Here is a 16,497-nt window from a genome sequence, read left to right on the forward strand (position 1 = left end):
TGATTCACTCTTCAACTTCGACGGTAGGTCGCCTCCGCCCACCCGCACGGGTGGGCGGGTCCTCACCGGGGTCAGGCCCGCAGCATCGCGAGCGCGGCCGGGAAGTCGCGCAGCTCGTGGGCCAGCGCCTCCCAGAGGCGGTCCACCGCGGCCGGGTCGCCGCCACGGCCGGTCACGACCTCGCCCAGCCACGTGCGGGCCTCCACGAGCACCGAGGCGTCGTCGCAGAGCAGGGCGCTGGCCACCGAGTCGACCACGTGCGAGGTGTGCGTGGCCAGCACCACCCGCCAGTCGTCGGGCGGGAGCGCCAGGTTGCCCAGGTCGAGGGCGGCCAGCACGTCGCGCACGACCCGGTCGGCGCCGGCCTGCACGGTGCGCGACTCAGCGGCGCCGGGATGGGTCAGCGGGGCGGCCGCACCGACGTGGCGCGGCAGGTCGGCCAGCACCTGCACCGCGTGGGCCGGCGACGCGGCGTACGCCGTTGCGCCGAGCGTGCGCCACCGCCCACCGTGGGTGAACGCGCGCCCGCCGACGACCACGGGCGTGCCGGTGCCGCGCACCGCCTCGACCTGGCGGCGCAGCCGGGGCAGCGACGAGGACAGCGAGGCGCTGAGCAGCACGGCGCGAGGGCCGCGGTCGAGGATGGCGGAGACGAGCTCGTCGCGCGAGGTGGAGGCGCCGGTGTAGACGGCGTCGAGCCCACGGGCGCGCAGGGTCGTGGTCAGCACCAGTGCGGGCATCGCGTGCCACTCGCGCTCGGCGCAGCCGACCAGCAGCAGCGGCCCGGACCCGACGGGCAGGGTGTCGGCGAGCCGGCCGACCACGGCCTCGGAAACGGCGGTCGCCGCGTGCTCCTGGGCCACGCTCCAGTCGTTGGTCGCCCACAGCTCGCCGACGCGTCGCTGCGCCTCGACGACCACCTCCTGCAGGAAGGTCTCGACGTCGGTGCCGTCGGCCAGGGCGCCGGCGGCCACCGCATGGGCGCGCGCGGCGTCGCCGGCGGACACGGCGGCCCAGTAGTCGTCGCGGTGCGGCGCTGCGCTGTCGGTGACGGACGCGCTCACGCGCGGTCCGCCGGCTCGCGGTGCAGCACCACGAGGGCGATGTCGTCGTGGGCCCGGTCGCCCAGGTGGTCGGAGACGGCCAGTGCCACCGCCTCCACGACCGCGGCCGCGGGCATCCCGGCGACCGTGGCCAGCACGGCCTCGAGACGGTCCTGGCCGAAGAGGTCGTCAGCGCCGCGGGCCTCGGTGACGCCGTCGGTGTAGAGGACCAGCGTGTCGCCCGGCCCCATCGAGGCGGTGGTCTCGGGGAACTCGGCGCCCGGCATCAGGCCCAGTGCCACACCCCCGCCGGGCAGCGCCTCGACCTCGCCGCCGGCGCGCAGCAGGAGCGCGTCGGGGTGTCCGGCCCCGGCCAGGGTCACGCCCAGCTCGTCGCCGTCGCGGCTGAGCCGTCCGCACACCGCGGTGGCGAGCCGCTCGCTGAACTCGTCGTCCTGGTCGGCCTCGAGCACCAGCACCCGGTTGGTCAGCGCGAGGACGGCGCCGGGGGAGTCGTGCACCAAGGAGGTGGTGCGCACGGCGTTGCGGATGCGCCGCGCGTGCACCGCGGCCTCGACGCCCTTGCCGGTCACGTCGCCGCACAGCAGCACCAGGTCGTCGGGGCGCTCGGGGTCGTGGAGCACGTCGAAGAAGTCGCCGCCGACGGCCTGGGACTCGTGAGCCACGCGCACGTGGGTGGCGATCTGCAGGCCGGGGACCTCGGGCACCCGGCCCGGGGCCAGCGAGCGGCGCAGCACGTCGGCGACGTAGCGGCTCTCGGCGACCAGCAGGGTGGCGTCGAGCCCGACCCCGATCCGCTCGGTCAGGTCGGCCAGGAAGGCCTGCGAGCCGGAGAAGTCGCTGCCCCGGTCGCGGCCCACGACCAGCGAGCCCAGCGTGCGACCGCGGGCGACCAGCGGCAGCACGGCCAGCAGCTCGACCTCGCTGAGCTCGAGACGGGCGGCGAGGTCGTCGTCGACGACCACCGAGCGCAGCGCCTCACGTCGCGCGGGGCCAGTGCGCGGGAGCACGACCTCGGCGCCCAGCCCGGTCTCCATCGTCGCCGCGGCGTCGCGCGGCAGCGGGTCGGCCAGGGGCCGGCGCAGCGTCGTCGGCTCGTCGACGTGGGTGCCGCTGCAGACGAGGTGGTGGGCCCCGGAGCGGACCACGACCTGCGCCACGTCGACGACCTCGTCGAGCAGCAGCTCGACCAGCGCCTCCAGGCCGCGGTCGGGGTTCTGCACGGCCGAGACGTTGCGCGAGAGACGCAGCAGGAAGTCGGCCCGGCTGACCGCCTGGGCCAGGCGGGCACGCGGCTCGGCGGAGCGGGAGTCGGCCAGCAGCCGCGCCGGGCGCTCGCGCGTCGTCGCCGTCATCGTGCCTCCAGGTGCGGTGCCAGGTCTCCAGCCAAGGTGCTGCCGGGGCCAGCCTAAAGAAGGATCCCCAGAAGTGGGGCTTCCCGGGCCGACCCACCCGGTCGGGTGGCCGCCACGGCGCCTCCTAGGATGGCGCCCATGCCCGAGATCACCCGAGACGAGGTCGCCCACCTGGCGAACCTGGCCCGGATCGACCTGTCCGACGACGAGCTCGACCACCTGGCACCCCAGCTGTCGGTCATCCTCGAGTCGGTCGCCTCGATCAGCGAGGTGGCCGGCGCCGACGTGCCGCCCACCTCGCACCCGCTGCCCCTGACCAACGTCTTCCGCGAGGACGTCGTCAGGCCCGGACTGAGCGCCGAGGAGGCCCTCGCCGGGGCCCCGGCCTCGGAGGAGCAGCGCTTCATGGTGCCGCGGATCCTGGGGGACGAGCAGTGAGCATCGACCTGACCCGCGCCAGCGCCGACGAGATGGCGCGCGCCCTGGCGGCCGGTGAGACGACCTCGGTCGAGCTCACCCGCGCCGCGCTCGACGCCATCGCCGCCGTCGACGGCCTCGTGCACGCCTACCTCCACGTCGACGCCGAGGGCGCGCTGGCACAGGCCGCCGAGTCCGACGCCCGCCGCGCCGCCGGCACCCCCGCCTCCGCCCTCGACGGCGTGCCCGTCGCGGTCAAGGACGTGCTGGCCACCACCGGCCTGCCGACCACCTGCGGCTCCAAGATCCTCGAGGGCTGGCTGCCGCCGTACGACGCCACGGTGGTCACCCGCCTCAAGGCCGCCGGCCTGCCGATCCTGGGCAAGACCAACATGGACGAGTTCGCGATGGGCTCCTCCACCGAGCACTCGGCCTACGGCCCCACGCACAACCCGTGGGACCTCGAGCGCATCCCCGGCGGCTCGGGCGGCGGCTCGGCCGCGGCCGTGGCCTCCTTCCAGGCGCCGCTGGCCCTGGGCACCGACACCGGCGGCTCGATCCGCCAGCCCGGCGCCGTCACCGGCACCGTGGGCGTCAAGCCGACGTACGGCGGGGTCTCGCGCTACGGGCTGGTCGCGATGGCCAACTCCCTCGACCAGGTCGGCCCGGTCACCCGCACCGTGCTCGACGCGGCGCTGCTGCACGAGATCATCGGCGGCCACGACCCCCTCGACTCCACCTCGGTCGACCAGCCGCTGCCGCCGCTGGTCGAGGCGGCCCGCCAGGGCGCGGCCGGCGACCTGAGCGGCCTCAAGGTCGGTGTGGTCACCGAGCTGTCGGGCGAGGGCTACCAGCCGGGCGTGCTGGCCCGCTTCAACGAGTCGGTCGAGCTGCTGGTGCAGGCGGGCGCCGAGGTCGTCGAGGTCTCGTGCCCGAACTTCGTGCACGCGCTGGCCACCTACTACCTCGTGATGCCCTGCGAGGCGTCCTCCAACCTCGCGAAGTTCGACGCGATGCGCTACGGCCTGCGGGTGCTGCCCGAGGGCGTCGAGTCGCCCTCGGCCGAGGAGGTCATGCGCGCGACCCGCGACGCCGGCTTCGGCGACGAGGTCAAGCGCCGCATCATCCTGGGCACCTACGCGCTCTCGAGCGGCTACTACGACGCCTACTACGGCACCGCCCAGCGCGTGCGCACGCTGATCTCGCGCGACTTCGAGGCCGCCTTCGAGAAGGTCGACGTGCTGGTCAGCCCGACCTCGCCGACCACCGCCTTCAAGCTCGGCGAGAAGCTCGACGACCCGCTCGCGATGTACCTCAACGACCTCGCGACGATCCCCGCCAACCTCGCCGGCGTGCCGGGCATCTCGGTGCCCAGCGGGCTGGCCGACGAGGACGGCCTGCCCACCGGCTTCCAGGTGCTCGCGCCGGCGCTCGCCGACGACCGGCTCTACCGAGTCGGCGCCGCGCTCGAGGCCGCGCTCGAGAAGCAGTGGGGCGGCCCGCTGCTCGACAAGGCCCCCACCCTGGAAGGAGCGGCCCGATGAGCGCCACCGAGACCCTCGTGCCCTTCGACGACGTGCTCGCCGCCTACGACCCCGCGCTGGGTCTCGAGGTGCACGTCGAGCTCAGCACCGCGACCAAGATGTTCTGCGGCTGCCCGACCGGCTTCGGCGCCGAGCCGAACACCCAGGTCTGCCCGACCTGCCTGGGCCTGCCGGGCGCGATGCCCGCGGTCAACCGGGTCGCGGTCGAGTCGGCGATCCGCATCGGCCTCGCCCTGAACTGCGAGATCGCCGAGTGGTGCCGCTTCGCGCGCAAGAACTACTTCTACCCCGACATGCCGAAGAACTTCCAGACCAGCCAGTACGACGAGCCGATCGCGTTCGAGGGCTTCATGGACGTCGAGGTCGACGGCGAGACCTTCCGGGTCGAGATCGAGCGCGCCCACATGGAGGAGGACACCGGCAAGTCGCTGCACGTCGGCGGCTCCACCGGGCGCATCCACGGCGCCGACTACTCGCTGGTCGACTACAACCGCGCCGGCATCCCCCTGATCGAGATCGTCACCAAGCCGATCACGGGCATGGGGGAGAAGGCGCCGGCGGTGGCGCGCGCCTACGTGCAGCAGCTGCGCGAGCTGATCGTCGCGCTCGGGGTCTCCGAGGCCCGGATGGACCAGGGCAACCTGCGCGCCGACGTCAACCTGTCGCTGGCCCCCAAGGGCAGCGGGGTGCTCGGCACCCGCACCGAAACCAAGAACGTCAACTCCTTCCGCTCCGTGGAGCGCGCGGTGCGCTACGAGATGCAGCGCCACGCCGGCATCCTGGGCTCCGGCGGCTCGATCCTGCAGGAGACCCGGCACTGGCACGAGGACACCGGCGTGACCACCAGCGGCCGCGAGAAGTCCGACGCCGACGACTACCGCTACTTCCCCGAGCCCGACCTCGTGCCGGTCGCGCCGACGCGCGAGTGGGTCGAGGAGCTGCGGGCCACGCTGCCCGAGAACCCGACGCAGAAGCGTGCCCGGCTGCAGGCCGACTGGGGCTTCTCCGACATGGAGATGCGCGACACGGTCGGCGCCGGCGCCTTCGGGCTCGTCGAGGCCACCGTGGCCGCCGGCTGCCCGCCGCAGGCCGCGCGCAAGTGGTGGCTGGGCGAGATGGCGCGCCGCGCCAACGACTCCGGCACCGACATCGCCGACCTCGGCGTCACCCCGCTCGACGTGGCCCGGGTGCAGGCACTGGTCGACGAGGGCTCGCTCAACGACAAGCTCGCGCGCCAGGTCTTCGACGGGCTGCTGGCCGGCGAGGGCACGCCCGACGAGATCGTGGCCTCCCGCGGGCTGGCCATCGTCTCCGACGAGGGGGCGCTCAACGCCGCCGTCGACGAGGCCATCGCGGCCAACCCCGACGTGGCCGACAAGATCCGCGACGGCAAGCACGCCGCCGCGGGTGCGCTCATCGGCGCGGTGATGAAGCAGATGCGCGGGCAGGCCGACGCCGCCCGCGTGCGCGAGCTGGTGCTCGAGAAGCTCGCCTGACGGACGCGGTGCCGCCGCCGGTCCCCGGCGGCGGTACGCTCCGCTCACCAACTACACATGCACGCCCACGCAGGGGGAAGCCGGTCGAAGTCCGGCGCTGACCCGCAACCGTAGACCGCCCGCAGGGCGGTGAGCCGGAGCACCCACGTGGCGCGTACCGATCACACGCTGTCGAGGACCGCAGCGGTGTCGCCCCCGCCGCGCGGGGTCGTCGCCGCTGCCCGCAGCGGAGAGGAACCCCGTGAAGCACCCGCTCACCCGCGGTGCGGCGCTCGTCGCCGGCGCCGCCGCCACCACCCTGGCCGTCGTGGCCACCGCCACGCCGGCCGTCGCCGGCCCGGCCGACAAGCAGCAGGCCGCGGCCGGCTGGCTGGCCGGCCAGCTCGACGGCGGCGTCGCCGTCAACGAGCAGTACGAGTTCAACGACTACGGCCTGAGCATCGACACCGGCCTCGCCCTGCGCGCGCAGGGTCTCAAGGCCCGCAAGGTCTCGAAGATCTCCGCGGCCATGGCCGAGGCCGTCGACAGCTACACCACCGGCGCCGACTTCGGCTCCGACGACGTGTACGCCGGCGCCACGGCCAAGCTGGCCTCCTTCGTCACCCGCACCGGCGGCGACCCGGTCGACGTCGGCGGTGTCGACCTGGTGGAGCGCCTCGAGGGCCTGGTCTCCACCGAGGCTCCGACCACGGGCCGCCTGCAGGACCGCTCCTCCTTCGGCGACTACGCCAACACCATCGGCCAGGCCTTCGCAGCCCAGGCGCTCGAGGCCGTCGGCTCCGAGCAGGCCGCGCCGGTGACGTCGTACCTGCTGCAGCAGCAGTGCGAGGCGGGCTACTTCCGCCTCTCCTTCAGCCCCGCCGCCGCGCCCGACCAGGGCTGCGACGCCGCCCCCGGTGACCCCGACCAGGGCGCCGACGTCACCGCCCTGGTGGTGCTCAACCTGCTCGAGATCGACGACCCCTCGGCCGAGGTGGTCGCCGCTGTCGACGACGCCACCGCGTGGCTGGTCGCCCAGCAGAGCGACGGCGGCGCCTTCGGCGGCGGTGCCGACGCCGGGGTGAACTCCAACAGCACCGGCCTGGCCGGGTGGGCGCTCGGCGAGGCCGGCATGTGCGGCAAGGCGCAGCAGGCCGCCCGGTGGGTCAAGAAGCAGCAGGCCGGCGCCCGCGACAAGGCGCTGGGTGTCGAGAAGGGCGCGATCGCCTATGACCGCGCCGCCTTCCTGACCGGCAAGAAGGAGGGCATCACCGAGCAGACCCGCGACCAGTGGCACCGGGCCACCGCCCAGGCCGCGCCGGCGCTGGAGAACCTCCGCAAGGTCGAGTGCAAGGCGTGAGCCTGCGCCCCTCCCGCACCATGTCAGTCCTGGGCTCCGCCGTCGTCGCGCTGGGCGCGACGACGGCGGGGCTCGTGGCCGTCGCGCCCGCCGCCACCGCTGCCACCTGCAGCGGGGCGGGTGTCTCGGTCGTCGTCGACTTCAAGGATCTCGGCGGGGGACAGCAGACCGGGTGCGTCACCGGCAAGGGCGGCAGCAGTGCAGCCACCATCCTGGGCGCCGCCGGGGTCGAGCTGACCCGGGCGCGCAACCAGCCGGGCTTCGTGTGCCGCGTGCAGCAGGTGCCGGCGAGCGACCCGTGCGTCAACGCCTCGCCGTCCGACGCCTACTGGGCGCTGTGGTGGTCCGACGGCTCGTCGGGCTCCTGGAGCTATGCCAGCCTCGGCGTCGACCAGCTGGAGATCCCCGAGGGCGGGTCGGTCGGCTTCGCCTGGGACGACCAGTCCGGTCAGGTCGAGCCCGGCACCGCCCCGCCGAAGGCGCCGGCCGCCAGCCCGAGCCCCAGCCAGGGCAGCCAGGGCAGCCAGGGCGGCCAGGGCAGCCAGAGCGGCCAGGGCGCCCAGGGCGGCGGCACGTCCCCGACCGCGCCGGCCCCCACCGCGGGCTCGGCCAGCGCCGGGGCCGCGGCCGGGGAGGAGCCGGCGGACGGGTCCGACCAGCAGCAGGAGCGGGCCGACGAGGCCGAGAAGGCCCAGAAGGACCGCCGGAAGTCGCAGAAGCAGGAGAAGGCCGATCAGGCCGACGAGGACGCCGAGACCGATCAGGACGCCGAGGCCGAGGAGCAGGACACCGTCGTCGACCTCGACGGCACCGAGCCGACCACGGCGCCCGTCGACGACCCGGCGGGGCTGCCCGTCTGGGTCGCGCCGGCGGTGCTGGGCCTGCTGGCCGCGGGCCTGGCCGGCCTGGCCGTCGTACGCCGTCGCCGCAGGGGCTGAGGGACGCATGCCGCCGTCGGGCCCCGGCGGCGGTATGCTCCCAGCACCAACCACACACCCGCGCACGTCGGGGGAAGCCGGTCGAAGTCCGGCGCTGACCCGCAACCGTAGGCCGCCGGCAGGCGGCGAGCCGGAGCACCCGCGTGCCGCGCACCGATCACACGCTGTCGAGGACCGCAGCGGTGTCGCCCCCGCTCCACCGGGTCGCCGCCGCGTGCAGCGGAGGGGAGCCCCGTGAGGAGCCGACACCCAGGCACCGCCCTGGCCACCGTGCTGGCCGCGGCCCTGCTGGCCGTGACCGCCTGCGGCGCAGGCGAGCAGGACGAGCAGCCGGCCGAGCCCCGAGAGCCCCAGGCCGAGCAGCAGGTCGAGCAGCCGGCCGAGGCCGCGCTCGCCGCCGACTGGCTCACCGCCCAGCTCAGCGACGGCCTGGTGCGCAACGAGCAGTACGACTTCGACGACCACGGCCTGAGCATCGACGTGGCCCTGGCGCTGCGGGCCCAGGGCGGGCGCGAGGCGGTGGTGCAGGAGGTCGCGGGTGCCCTGGAGGGTGCGGTCGAGGAGTACACCACCGGCGGCACCGAGGGCCTCTACTCCGGCGCGGTGGCCAAGCTGGCGTCCTTCGCCGTCCAGGTCGGCGACGACCCGACCTCCTTCGGTGGCACCGACCTCGTGGAGCGCCTCGAGGGCCTGGTCAGCACCCGTCCGGTCTCCGCCGGGCGGCTGCAGGACAGCGCGCCGGGCACCGACGTCGCCAACACCATCGGCCAGGCCTTCGGCGCGCACGCGCTCGACGCCGCCGGCTCGCCGGCCGCCGCACCCGCGACGGCGTACCTGCTCGACCAGCAGTGCGCAGGCGGCTGGTTCCGGCTGCTGCTCACCGAGGACCCGACCGCTCGCGACCAGTCCTGCGACGCCGGTGACCCCGAGGGGCGCAGCGCTCCCGACACCGACGCGACGGCGCTGGTGGTGCTGGCGCTGCTGGAGGTCGACGACCCGTCGGCCGAGATCACCGAGGCCCTGCAGCGCGCGCAGGCCTGGCTCGTCGAGCAGCAGGCCGCCGACGGCAGCCTGGTCGCCGAGCCGGGCGCGCCCGACCCGGTGCCCAGCTCCAACTCCACCGGCCTCGCCGGCTGGGTGCTGGGCCGCCTCGGCGCCTGCGAGGAGGCCGCAGCGGCCGCGCAGTGGCTGGCGGCGGTCCAGGTGCCCGAGGGCGAGCGCGCGGCGGGCGCGGTCGCCTACTCGCTGGAGGCCTTCGAGTCGTTGCCGGCCAGCGGGCGCATCGTGGTGCCCGAGCGCGACCAGTGGCGCCGCGCCACCGCCCAGGCCGCCCCGGCGCTCGAGCACCTGCAGCCCGAGCGCTGCGGGTCGGCGTCCCCGTGAGCGTCCTGGCGCCCCCCGGCGGCGTGGAGGGATCCGGCGCGGAGCTCACCGCCCGTCGGCCGACGGGCGGCAACGCCCGGCTGCCCCGCGACCTGCACCCGGTCGCGTGGTGGGTCTGGGCCATCGGTCTGGCCGCCGCCGCCTCGGGCACCACCAACCCGCTGAGCCTGCTGCTCCTGGTCGGGGTCGCCGCCCTGGTCGTCTCGGCCCGCCGCTCCGACCAGCCCTGGGCGCGCTCCTTCAAGCTCTACCTCTGGCTCGCCCTGGCGATCGTCGTCGTGCGGGTGCTCTTCCGCATCCTGCTGGGCGGCGGGTACGCCGGCGGCCCGGTGCTGCTCGACCTGCCCGAGATCCCGCTCCCCGACGCGGCCGCGGGCATCGCCCTGCTCGGCCCGCTGACCTCGCAGGCCCTGCTGGCCGGGTTGTACGACGGCATGCGGCTGGCCACCATCGTCGTCTGCGTCGGTGCCGCGAACTCGCTGGCCAACCCCAAGCGGCTGCTGCGCTCGGTGCCGCCGGCGCTCTACGAGATCGGCACGGCGCTGGTGGTGGCGGTGACCGTGCTGCCCCAGCTGGCCGACTCGGTACGCCGGGTGCGTGCGGCGCAGGGCCTGCGCGCGGGCGCCGAGGGCCGCCTCGGGCTGCTGCGCCGCTCGCTGGTGCCGGTGCTCGAGGACGCCCTCGACCGCTCGCTGGCGATGGCGGCCGGCATGGATGCGCGTGGCTACGGCCGGCTGCCCGACCAGCAGCGGGGGGCCCGCCTGCTCACCGGCGCCCTGATGGTGGCCGGGCTGCTCGGGGTCTGCGTCGGCACCTACGCGCTGCTCGACACCAGCGCCCCGCAGGTGCTGGCCCTGCCGATGCTGGCGCTGGGAGTGCTGCTCGCGGTGGCCGGGCTGGTCTCGGCAGGTCGCCGCGTCGAGCGCACCCGCTACCGGGCCGACCGCTGGCGCTGGCCCGACCTCGTCGTGGCGCTCTCGGGCGTGGGCGCCGGCGCTCTCGGGCTCTGGGTCGCCGAGGCCCAGGTGGCCCTCGCCCACCCGCCGCTCGACGCCGTGCCGAGCGTGAGCGCGGCCGCGCTGGCCGCCGCGGTCGTGGCCGTGGCCGGTGGCCTGGCGGCGCCGCCGGCGCGACGGGGGGCGCTCGCATGATCGAGCTGCGCGGCATCGACTTCGCCTACGAGCCCGGCGCCGGCACCCCGGCCCGGCGCGTCCTCGACTCCGTCGACCTGGTGGTGGAGGAGGGCGAGCTCGTCGTGGTCTCCGGACCCACCGGCGTCGGCAAGTCCACCCTGCTCGGCATCGTCACCGGGCTCGTGCCCCGCTTCTCGGGCGGCCGTCTCGAGGGCGACGTGCTGCTCGACGGCGAGAGCATCGTGCACCGCCCGCCGCGCGAGCGCGCCCACGCCATCGGCTACGTCGGCCAGGACCCCGCCCGGGGCTTCGTCACCGACACCGTCGAGGAGGAGCTCGCCTACGGCATGGAGCAGCTGGGGCTGCCCGCCGAGACGATGCGCCGCCGCGTCGAGGAGACCCTCGACCTGCTCGGCATCGCCGAGCTGCGCGCCCGCGACCTGCGCACCCTCTCGGGCGGGCAGCAGCAGCGGGTCGCGATCGGCTCGGTGCTGACCATGCACCCGCGCCTGCTGGTGCTCGACGAGCCCACCTCGGCGCTCGACCCCACCGCCGCCGAGGAGGTGCTGGCCACCCTGACCCGGCTCGTGCACGACCTCGGGGTCTCCGTGCTGCTGGCCGAGCACCGGCTCGAGCGGGTCGTGCCGTTCGCCGACGCCATGTGCCTGCTGCCCGGCGACGGCCGCCTGCTGGTCGGGCCGCCGGCCGAGCTGCTGCGCACCTCGCCGGTCGCCCCGCCCATCGTCGAGCTCGGCCGCGCCGCCGGCTGGTCGCCGCTGCCGCTGAGCGTGCGCGAGGCCAGGCGCGCCGCCCGCCCCCTGCAGCAGCGCCTGGTCCCGCCCGTCGAGGAGCTCGCGCCGCTCACCGGCCCGCCGGGGGAGGGCCTGGTCGCGCGCGGCCTCACCGTCAGCCACGGCGCCAAGGTGGCGGTGCGCGAGGTCGACCTGGTGCTGCCCCCCGGCCGGGTCACCGCCCTGATGGGCCGCAACGGGGCCGGGAAGTCGTCGCTGCTGTGGGCGCTGCAGGGCACCGGGCGCCGCTCGGCCGGCTCGGTCGCGGCCGCGGGCACCGACCCGGCCGCGGTGCCGCCGGGCCGGCGGCGGGCGCTGGTGGGCCTGCTGCCGCAGAACGCCGCCGACCTGCTCTACCTCGAGACCGTCGACGAGGAGCTCGCCGCCGGCGACCCCGACGACGCCCCGGGGGCCTGCCGGGCGCTGCTCGACCGGCTGGTGCCCGGCATCGACGGCGAGGCCCACCCCCGCGACCTCTCCGAGGGCCAGCGCCTGGCCCTGGCCCTGGCGCTGGTGCTCGCCGCGCGCCCCGGCGTGGTGCTGCTCGACGAACCCACCCGCGGGCTCGACTACGCCGCCAAGGCCGAGCTGGCCCGGGTGCTGCGAGCCCTGGCGAGCGAGGGGCACGCCGTGCTGGTGGCCACCCACGACGTCGAGTTCGTGGCCCAGGCCGCCGACGACGCGGTCGTGATGGCCGAGGGCGAGGTGGTCTCCTCGGGCCCGGCCCGCCGGGTCGTCGTCGAGTCGCCCGCCTTCGCCCCGCAGGTCACCAAGGTCCTGGGCGCGCCGTGGCTGCGCGTCGACGAGGTCGTCGCGGCCCTGGAGCCGGTGTGAGCACCCGCGCGCCGGCGCGCCCCGACCGTCCCGACCGTCCCGGCCGTCCCCACCGCGCCGCCGCCGTACCGCTGGGGCGCCGCTCCGGGCTGGTGCTGGCGCTCGCCTCGGTCGCGGGCCTGATGATGCTGGTCTGGCCGCTGCTGCTGCGGGTGCCCGAGGGCACCCGCGTCGACCCGCCGTTCCTGTTCCTGGCGCTGCTGCCGATCGTGGTGGCCGTCGTGCTCGCCGAGGTCAGCGAGGGCGGTCTCGACGCGAGGGTGCTGGCGGTCCTGGGGGTGCTCAGCGCCGTCAACGCCCTGGCCCGCGCCATCTCCCCGGGCATCGCCGGGGTCGAGCTGGTCTTCTTCCTGCTCGTGCTGGGCGGGCGCGTCTTCGGGCCGGGCTTCGGCTTCGTGCTGGGCTGCACCAGCCTCTTCGCCTCGGCGCTGGTCACCGCCGGCGTCGGCCCGTGGCTGCCCTACCAGATGCTGGTGGCGGCCTGGGTGGGCATGTTCGCGGGGCTGCTGCCGCGGCGCCCGCGCGGGCGCGGCGAGATCGCGATGCTCGTGGTCTACGGGATCGTGGCGGCCTACCTCTTCGGCGCGCTGATGAACCTCTCGGGCTGGCCCTTCATCCTGGGTGTCGCGGTGCCGGGCCACGAGGGCGACCTGAGCTACGTCGCCGGGGCGCCGGTGCTCGAGAACCTGCAGCGCTTCGGGGTCTACACGCTGCTGACCTCGACCGGCGGCTGGGACACCCTGCGCGCCGTCACCAACAGCGCCGCGATCGTGCTGCTGGGCCCCTCGATCCTCGCGGTCCTGCGTCGCGCGGCCCGGCGGGCGACCGTGACGGGCGTCGTGGCGGGGGTCAGGGACGGATCCTGAGGATCTTGTCGTCGCCCGGGCCCGGGTCGCCGCGGCCGTCGCGGTTGCTGGTCGTCACCCACAGCGACCCGTCGGGCGCCTGCGCGACGCTGCGCATCCGGCCGTGCTCGCCGACCAGGTACGCCGTCGCCTCGCCGGCGCGGCGACCGTCGGCGCCGACCTCGACGCGCCACAGCCGCTCGCCCTGCAGCGCGCCGAGCCACAGGTGGCCGCCGGCCAGCGCCAGGCCCGACGGCGATGCCTCGCCGGTGCCCCAGGTGACCTGCGGGTCGACGTAGCGCTGCTGGTCGCCGACGCCCTCGACGGCCGGCCAGCCGTGGTCCTGGCCGCCGTCGATGCGGTTGAGCTCGTCGGCGGTGCTGTCACCGAACTCCGAGGCCCACAGCTGGTCGCCGACGAACGCGAGGCCCTGCACGTTGCGGTGCCCGGAGGAGAAGACGGGGCTGTCGGGGCGCGGGTTGCCGGGGGCCGGCTCGCCGTCGGTGGTGATCCGCAGGATCTTGCCGCCGAGGCTGTCGGGGTCGGGGGCCCGGGAGGGCTCGCCGGCGTCGCCGGTGGAGACGTAGAGGTGGCCGTCCGGCCCGAAGAGCAGCCGGCCGCCGTCGTGGATGAAGCCGTTGGGGATGCCGGTCAGCACCGGCTCGGTATCGCCGAGCCGCGCTCCCTGCAGCCGCGCCCGCACCACCCGGTTGTCCTCGGCGGTGCTGACGTAGAGGTAGAGCAGCCGGTCGTCGTCGAAGTCGGGGGAGACCGCCACCCCGAGCAGGCCGGCCTCGCCCTGGGCCACCCGCTCCTCGACGGTGCCCGCCACCACCACGCGGTGCTGCTCCCCGCGCAGCAGCAGCACCCGGCCGCTGTCGCGCTCGGTGACCACCGCGTCGCCGTCGGGCAGGAAGTCCAGGCCCCAGGGCACCGACAGCCCGGTGGCCACGGTGCCGAGCAGCCGCGGGTCGCGGTCGGCCGGGGTCAGCGTCGCCCCCGGGGCCCGCGAGGGGGACGCGGTCGGGTTGGTGGTCGGGCTGGTGGTCGGGCTCATGGTCGGGGTGGCCGGCAGCGGGGTGGCGTCGGGGGTCGTCTCGAGGATCCGCACGTCGGTGCTGTTGCCCTCGTCGAGGCAACCGCCGAGCAGCAGGGCACCCACCAGCGCGCCTACCAGGGCGAGGGCGGGGCGGCGCCGGCTCATCCGACCCGCTCGAGCAGCTCGAGCAGCAGGCGGTGCACCTCGTCGGGCTGCTCCAGCGACAGGAAGTGGGTGCCGGGCAGCTCGTGGTAGGTCGCGCCCGGCACCCGCTCGGCCGCACTGGCCATGTCGCGTGCACCGGCCAGCACGTCGTACGTGCCGGCGACGAAGGCCGCCGGCACCTGCAGGTGGCGCAGCGAGACCCGGGCGTGCTCGGAGGTGTGCAGGGCGAGGTGGAAGTACCAGTCGAGCGGGGTGGAGAGGAACTCGCGCACCGCCAGCGCCGCCATCTCGGGGTCGCGCACCGGCAGCATGAAGCCGCTGTGGCTCAGCGCCGCGATCGTCAGCGGCCCCACGGGCAGCCGCCTCGTGACGGGGCTCAGCAGGCAGCCGGCGTGCTTGGCGGCGCGGGCGGTGTTGACCGTGAGCAGCCGCGCGAGCGGGCGCGGCACCCGCAGCGGCGCCAGCATGGTGGCGAAGGTGTCACCGGGCACCCCGGCGACGGCGAAGAGTCCGCTGACCCGCTCGGGGTGGCGCAGCGCGAGCTCGAACATCGTGTTGACGCCCATCGACCAGCCCATCAGCACCGCCCGGTCGATGCCGAAGTGGTCCATCACCGACAGGCCGTCGTCGACGACGTCCTCGATGCGGCAGTGCGAGCGGTCGCGGGGCCGCTCGGAGCCGCCGACGCCCCGGTGGTGCCAGGAGACCACGCGCACCCCGCAGTCGGGGTCGAGCAGCGCCGGCCAGGCGTAGGCGTTGGTGCCGAGGCCGTTGCACAGCACCACGGTGGGGCCGTCGATGACGCCGTCGGGGTCGTTGGTCCAGGCCCGCAGGCGCGTCCCGTCGTCGGAGAGCACCTCGTCGAAGGCGAGCGCGGGCGTCGAGGTGCGGGCCTGGGAGGTCGGCATGGCGCCGATTGTGCCGCACCGGCGGTGCGGCCGGGCGCAGGATCAGAGGTGCTGGGCGCGCGGCTGGGCCGTGGCGTGCGGCTGGCCGTGCCGGCGGGCGGCCGAGAGCTCCTCGAGGTAGTGCTCGACCTCGTAGCGCTCCACGCGCCGTCGGGCCGCCTCGGTGCTGGCCACCATGGCGTTGTGCTGGGCCCGCTGCTGGGCGGCGACCGGCCAGCGCCGGGCAGCCCCGGCCAGGCCGAGGACGGGCAGGACAGCGCGGCGTGCCAGGGACATCAGGGGGCTCCAGTGGTTGGACGACGTCGCTGAATCTAGGACGCTCCGGTGTCGCTGGGGAGTCCGTGGCGTCACCGCAGCGTGAACAAGCAGGTCAGCGGCCGGTTGCCCGTCTCAGCCCGGAGGGCTCAGTCGACGACCGGGACAGCGGGACGCCGGGAGCGGGTGGCGCCGATGCTGGCCAGCACCACGCACGCGACGGCGGCGTACTGCACCGGGCCGAGCAGCTCGCCCAGTACGACGATGCCGGCCAGTGCGGCGGCCGCCGGCTCGAGGCTCATCAGGATGCCGAAGACGGCCGGGCGCAGGCTGCGCAGCGCCACCAGCTCGCAGCTGTAGGGGATCACCGACGACAACAGGCCCACCGCGGCGCCGATGAGCAGCACCCGGGGGTCGAGCAGGTCGCTGCCGCCGGTGCCGACCGCGAAGGGCATCAGCAGCAGCGCCGCCACCGCGCTGGCCAGCACCAGGCCGTCGACGCCCTGCCAGTGCCGCCCGGTCTCCGCGCTGAGCAGGATGTAGGCCGCCCAGGCGGCGCCGGCCAGCAGCGCGAACCCGACCCCGGCCCAGTTCACGTCGGCGCCGTCGAGGCCCAGCAGCGCCACCCCGACCCCGGCCAGCCCCACCCACACCAGGTCGCGGGCGCGCCGCGAGCCCAGCACCGCCAGGCTCAGCGGGCCGATGAACTCGATGGTCACCGCGACCCCGAGCGGGATCCGGGCGAAGGACTGGTAGATCGCCCAGTTCATCAGGCCCAGGCTCAGCCCGAAGGCCACGACCACGGCCCAGTCGCGGTGGCTGCGACCACGCAGCCGCGGGCGCACCACGAGCGCCAGCACCAGCACGCTCGAGGCCAGCCGCAGCCACACCATGGTGGTGGGGCCGATCTCGTCGAAGATCGACTTCGCGACGCTGGCGCCGAGCTGCACCGAGGCGATCCCGATGAGCACCAGCCAGACCGGTGACACGG

At 75.5% G+C, this 16,497-nt stretch carries 15 protein-coding genes; 9 read left to right on the top strand and 6 right to left on the bottom strand.

Going from position 1 to position 16,497, the window contains the following annotated elements; translation table 11 throughout:
- Positions 1-71: 71 nt before the first annotated feature.
- Entirely contained in the window at positions 72-1,064 is a 993-nt protein-coding gene (locus QWJ41_RS03860; RefSeq protein WP_302705846.1) for a cobalamin B12-binding domain-containing protein, read from the bottom strand.
- Positions 1,061-2,419, bottom strand: coding sequence for a PP2C family protein-serine/threonine phosphatase (locus QWJ41_RS03865; RefSeq protein WP_302705847.1), 1,359 nt, complete (start codon positions 2,417-2,419; stop codon positions 1,061-1,063). The genes QWJ41_RS03860 and QWJ41_RS03865 overlap by 4 nt, the downstream gene beginning before the upstream one ends.
- A 138-nt stretch (positions 2,420-2,557) precedes the next feature.
- On the opposite strand from QWJ41_RS03865, the gene gatC reads away from it, so the two are divergent.
- The 9 genes from gatC (at position 2,558) to QWJ41_RS03910 (ending at position 13,160) form a co-directional block, all read left to right on the top strand.
- Positions 2,558-2,857 carry an Asp-tRNA(Asn)/Glu-tRNA(Gln) amidotransferase subunit GatC gene (gene gatC, locus QWJ41_RS03870; RefSeq protein ID WP_302705848.1) on the top strand — a complete coding sequence of 100 codons (300 nt, stop codon included), beginning with the start codon at positions 2,558-2,560 and terminating at the stop codon, positions 2,855-2,857.
- A gap of 32 nt (positions 2,858-2,889) precedes the next feature.
- Complete coding sequence (gatA, locus tag QWJ41_RS03875; RefSeq protein ID WP_302705945.1) at positions 2,890-4,380, top strand: Asp-tRNA(Asn)/Glu-tRNA(Gln) amidotransferase subunit GatA; 1,491 nt, start codon at positions 2,890-2,892, stop codon at positions 4,378-4,380.
- Complete coding sequence (gene gatB, locus QWJ41_RS03880; RefSeq protein WP_302705849.1) at positions 4,377-5,876, top strand: Asp-tRNA(Asn)/Glu-tRNA(Gln) amidotransferase subunit GatB; 1,500 nt, start codon at positions 4,377-4,379, stop codon at positions 5,874-5,876. The genes gatA and gatB overlap by 4 nt, the downstream gene beginning before the upstream one ends.
- Before the next feature lie 241 nt (positions 5,877-6,117).
- Positions 6,118-7,215: a prenyltransferase/squalene oxidase repeat-containing protein gene (locus QWJ41_RS03885; protein ID WP_302705850.1), complete on the top strand. Its 1,098-nt coding sequence runs from the start codon at positions 6,118-6,120 to the stop codon at positions 7,213-7,215.
- Positions 7,212-8,153: a hypothetical protein gene (locus QWJ41_RS03890; protein ID WP_302705851.1), complete on the top strand. Its 942-nt coding sequence runs from the start codon at positions 7,212-7,214 to the stop codon at positions 8,151-8,153. The genes QWJ41_RS03885 and QWJ41_RS03890 overlap by 4 nt, the downstream gene beginning before the upstream one ends.
- A 234-nt stretch (positions 8,154-8,387) precedes the next feature.
- A complete protein-coding gene (locus QWJ41_RS03895) occupies positions 8,388-9,536 on the top strand; it encodes a prenyltransferase/squalene oxidase repeat-containing protein (protein ID WP_302705852.1) in 1,149 nt (382 codons plus the stop codon).
- On the top strand, positions 9,533-10,687 hold the full coding sequence (locus tag QWJ41_RS03900) for a CbiQ family ECF transporter T component (protein ID WP_302705853.1): 1,155 nt from the start codon (positions 9,533-9,535) through the stop codon (positions 10,685-10,687). The genes QWJ41_RS03895 and QWJ41_RS03900 overlap by 4 nt, the downstream gene beginning before the upstream one ends.
- Entirely contained in the window at positions 10,684-12,294 is a 1,611-nt protein-coding gene (locus tag QWJ41_RS03905; protein ID WP_302705854.1) for an ABC transporter ATP-binding protein, read from the top strand. The genes QWJ41_RS03900 and QWJ41_RS03905 overlap by 4 nt, the downstream gene beginning before the upstream one ends.
- Complete coding sequence (locus QWJ41_RS03910) at positions 12,291-13,160, top strand: ECF transporter S component (protein ID WP_302705855.1); 870 nt, start codon at positions 12,291-12,293, stop codon at positions 13,158-13,160. The genes QWJ41_RS03905 and QWJ41_RS03910 overlap by 4 nt, the downstream gene beginning before the upstream one ends.
- Here QWJ41_RS03910 and QWJ41_RS03915 read toward each other — a convergent pair.
- The 4 genes from QWJ41_RS03915 to QWJ41_RS03930 all read right to left on the bottom strand — a co-directional run bounded on the left by QWJ41_RS03915 (position 13,144) and on the right by QWJ41_RS03930 (position 16,495).
- Positions 13,144-14,343 carry a PQQ-dependent sugar dehydrogenase gene (locus tag QWJ41_RS03915; RefSeq protein WP_302705856.1) on the bottom strand — a complete coding sequence of 400 codons (1,200 nt, stop codon included), beginning with the start codon at positions 14,341-14,343 and terminating at the stop codon, positions 13,144-13,146. The two genes, QWJ41_RS03910 and QWJ41_RS03915, sit on opposite strands and share 17 nt — an antisense overlap.
- Positions 14,340-15,251 carry an alpha/beta fold hydrolase gene (locus QWJ41_RS03920; RefSeq protein WP_302705857.1) on the bottom strand — a complete coding sequence of 304 codons (912 nt, stop codon included), beginning with the start codon at positions 15,249-15,251 and terminating at the stop codon, positions 14,340-14,342. The genes QWJ41_RS03915 and QWJ41_RS03920 overlap by 4 nt, the downstream gene beginning before the upstream one ends.
- Before the next feature lie 42 nt (positions 15,252-15,293).
- Positions 15,294-15,527: a hypothetical protein gene (locus QWJ41_RS03925; protein WP_302705858.1), complete on the bottom strand. Its 234-nt coding sequence runs from the start codon at positions 15,525-15,527 to the stop codon at positions 15,294-15,296.
- Positions 15,528-15,655: 128 nt separating this feature from the next.
- On the bottom strand, positions 15,656-16,495 hold the full coding sequence (locus QWJ41_RS03930) for an EamA family transporter (RefSeq protein ID WP_302705859.1): 840 nt from the start codon (positions 16,493-16,495) through the stop codon (positions 15,656-15,658).
- Positions 16,496-16,497: the final 2 nt, after the last annotated feature.

Origin of the sequence: Nocardioides cremeus (assembly GCF_030518195.1) — a bacterium.
Classification (GTDB): Bacteria; Actinomycetota; Actinomycetes; order Propionibacteriales; family Nocardioidaceae; genus Nocardioides; species Nocardioides cremeus.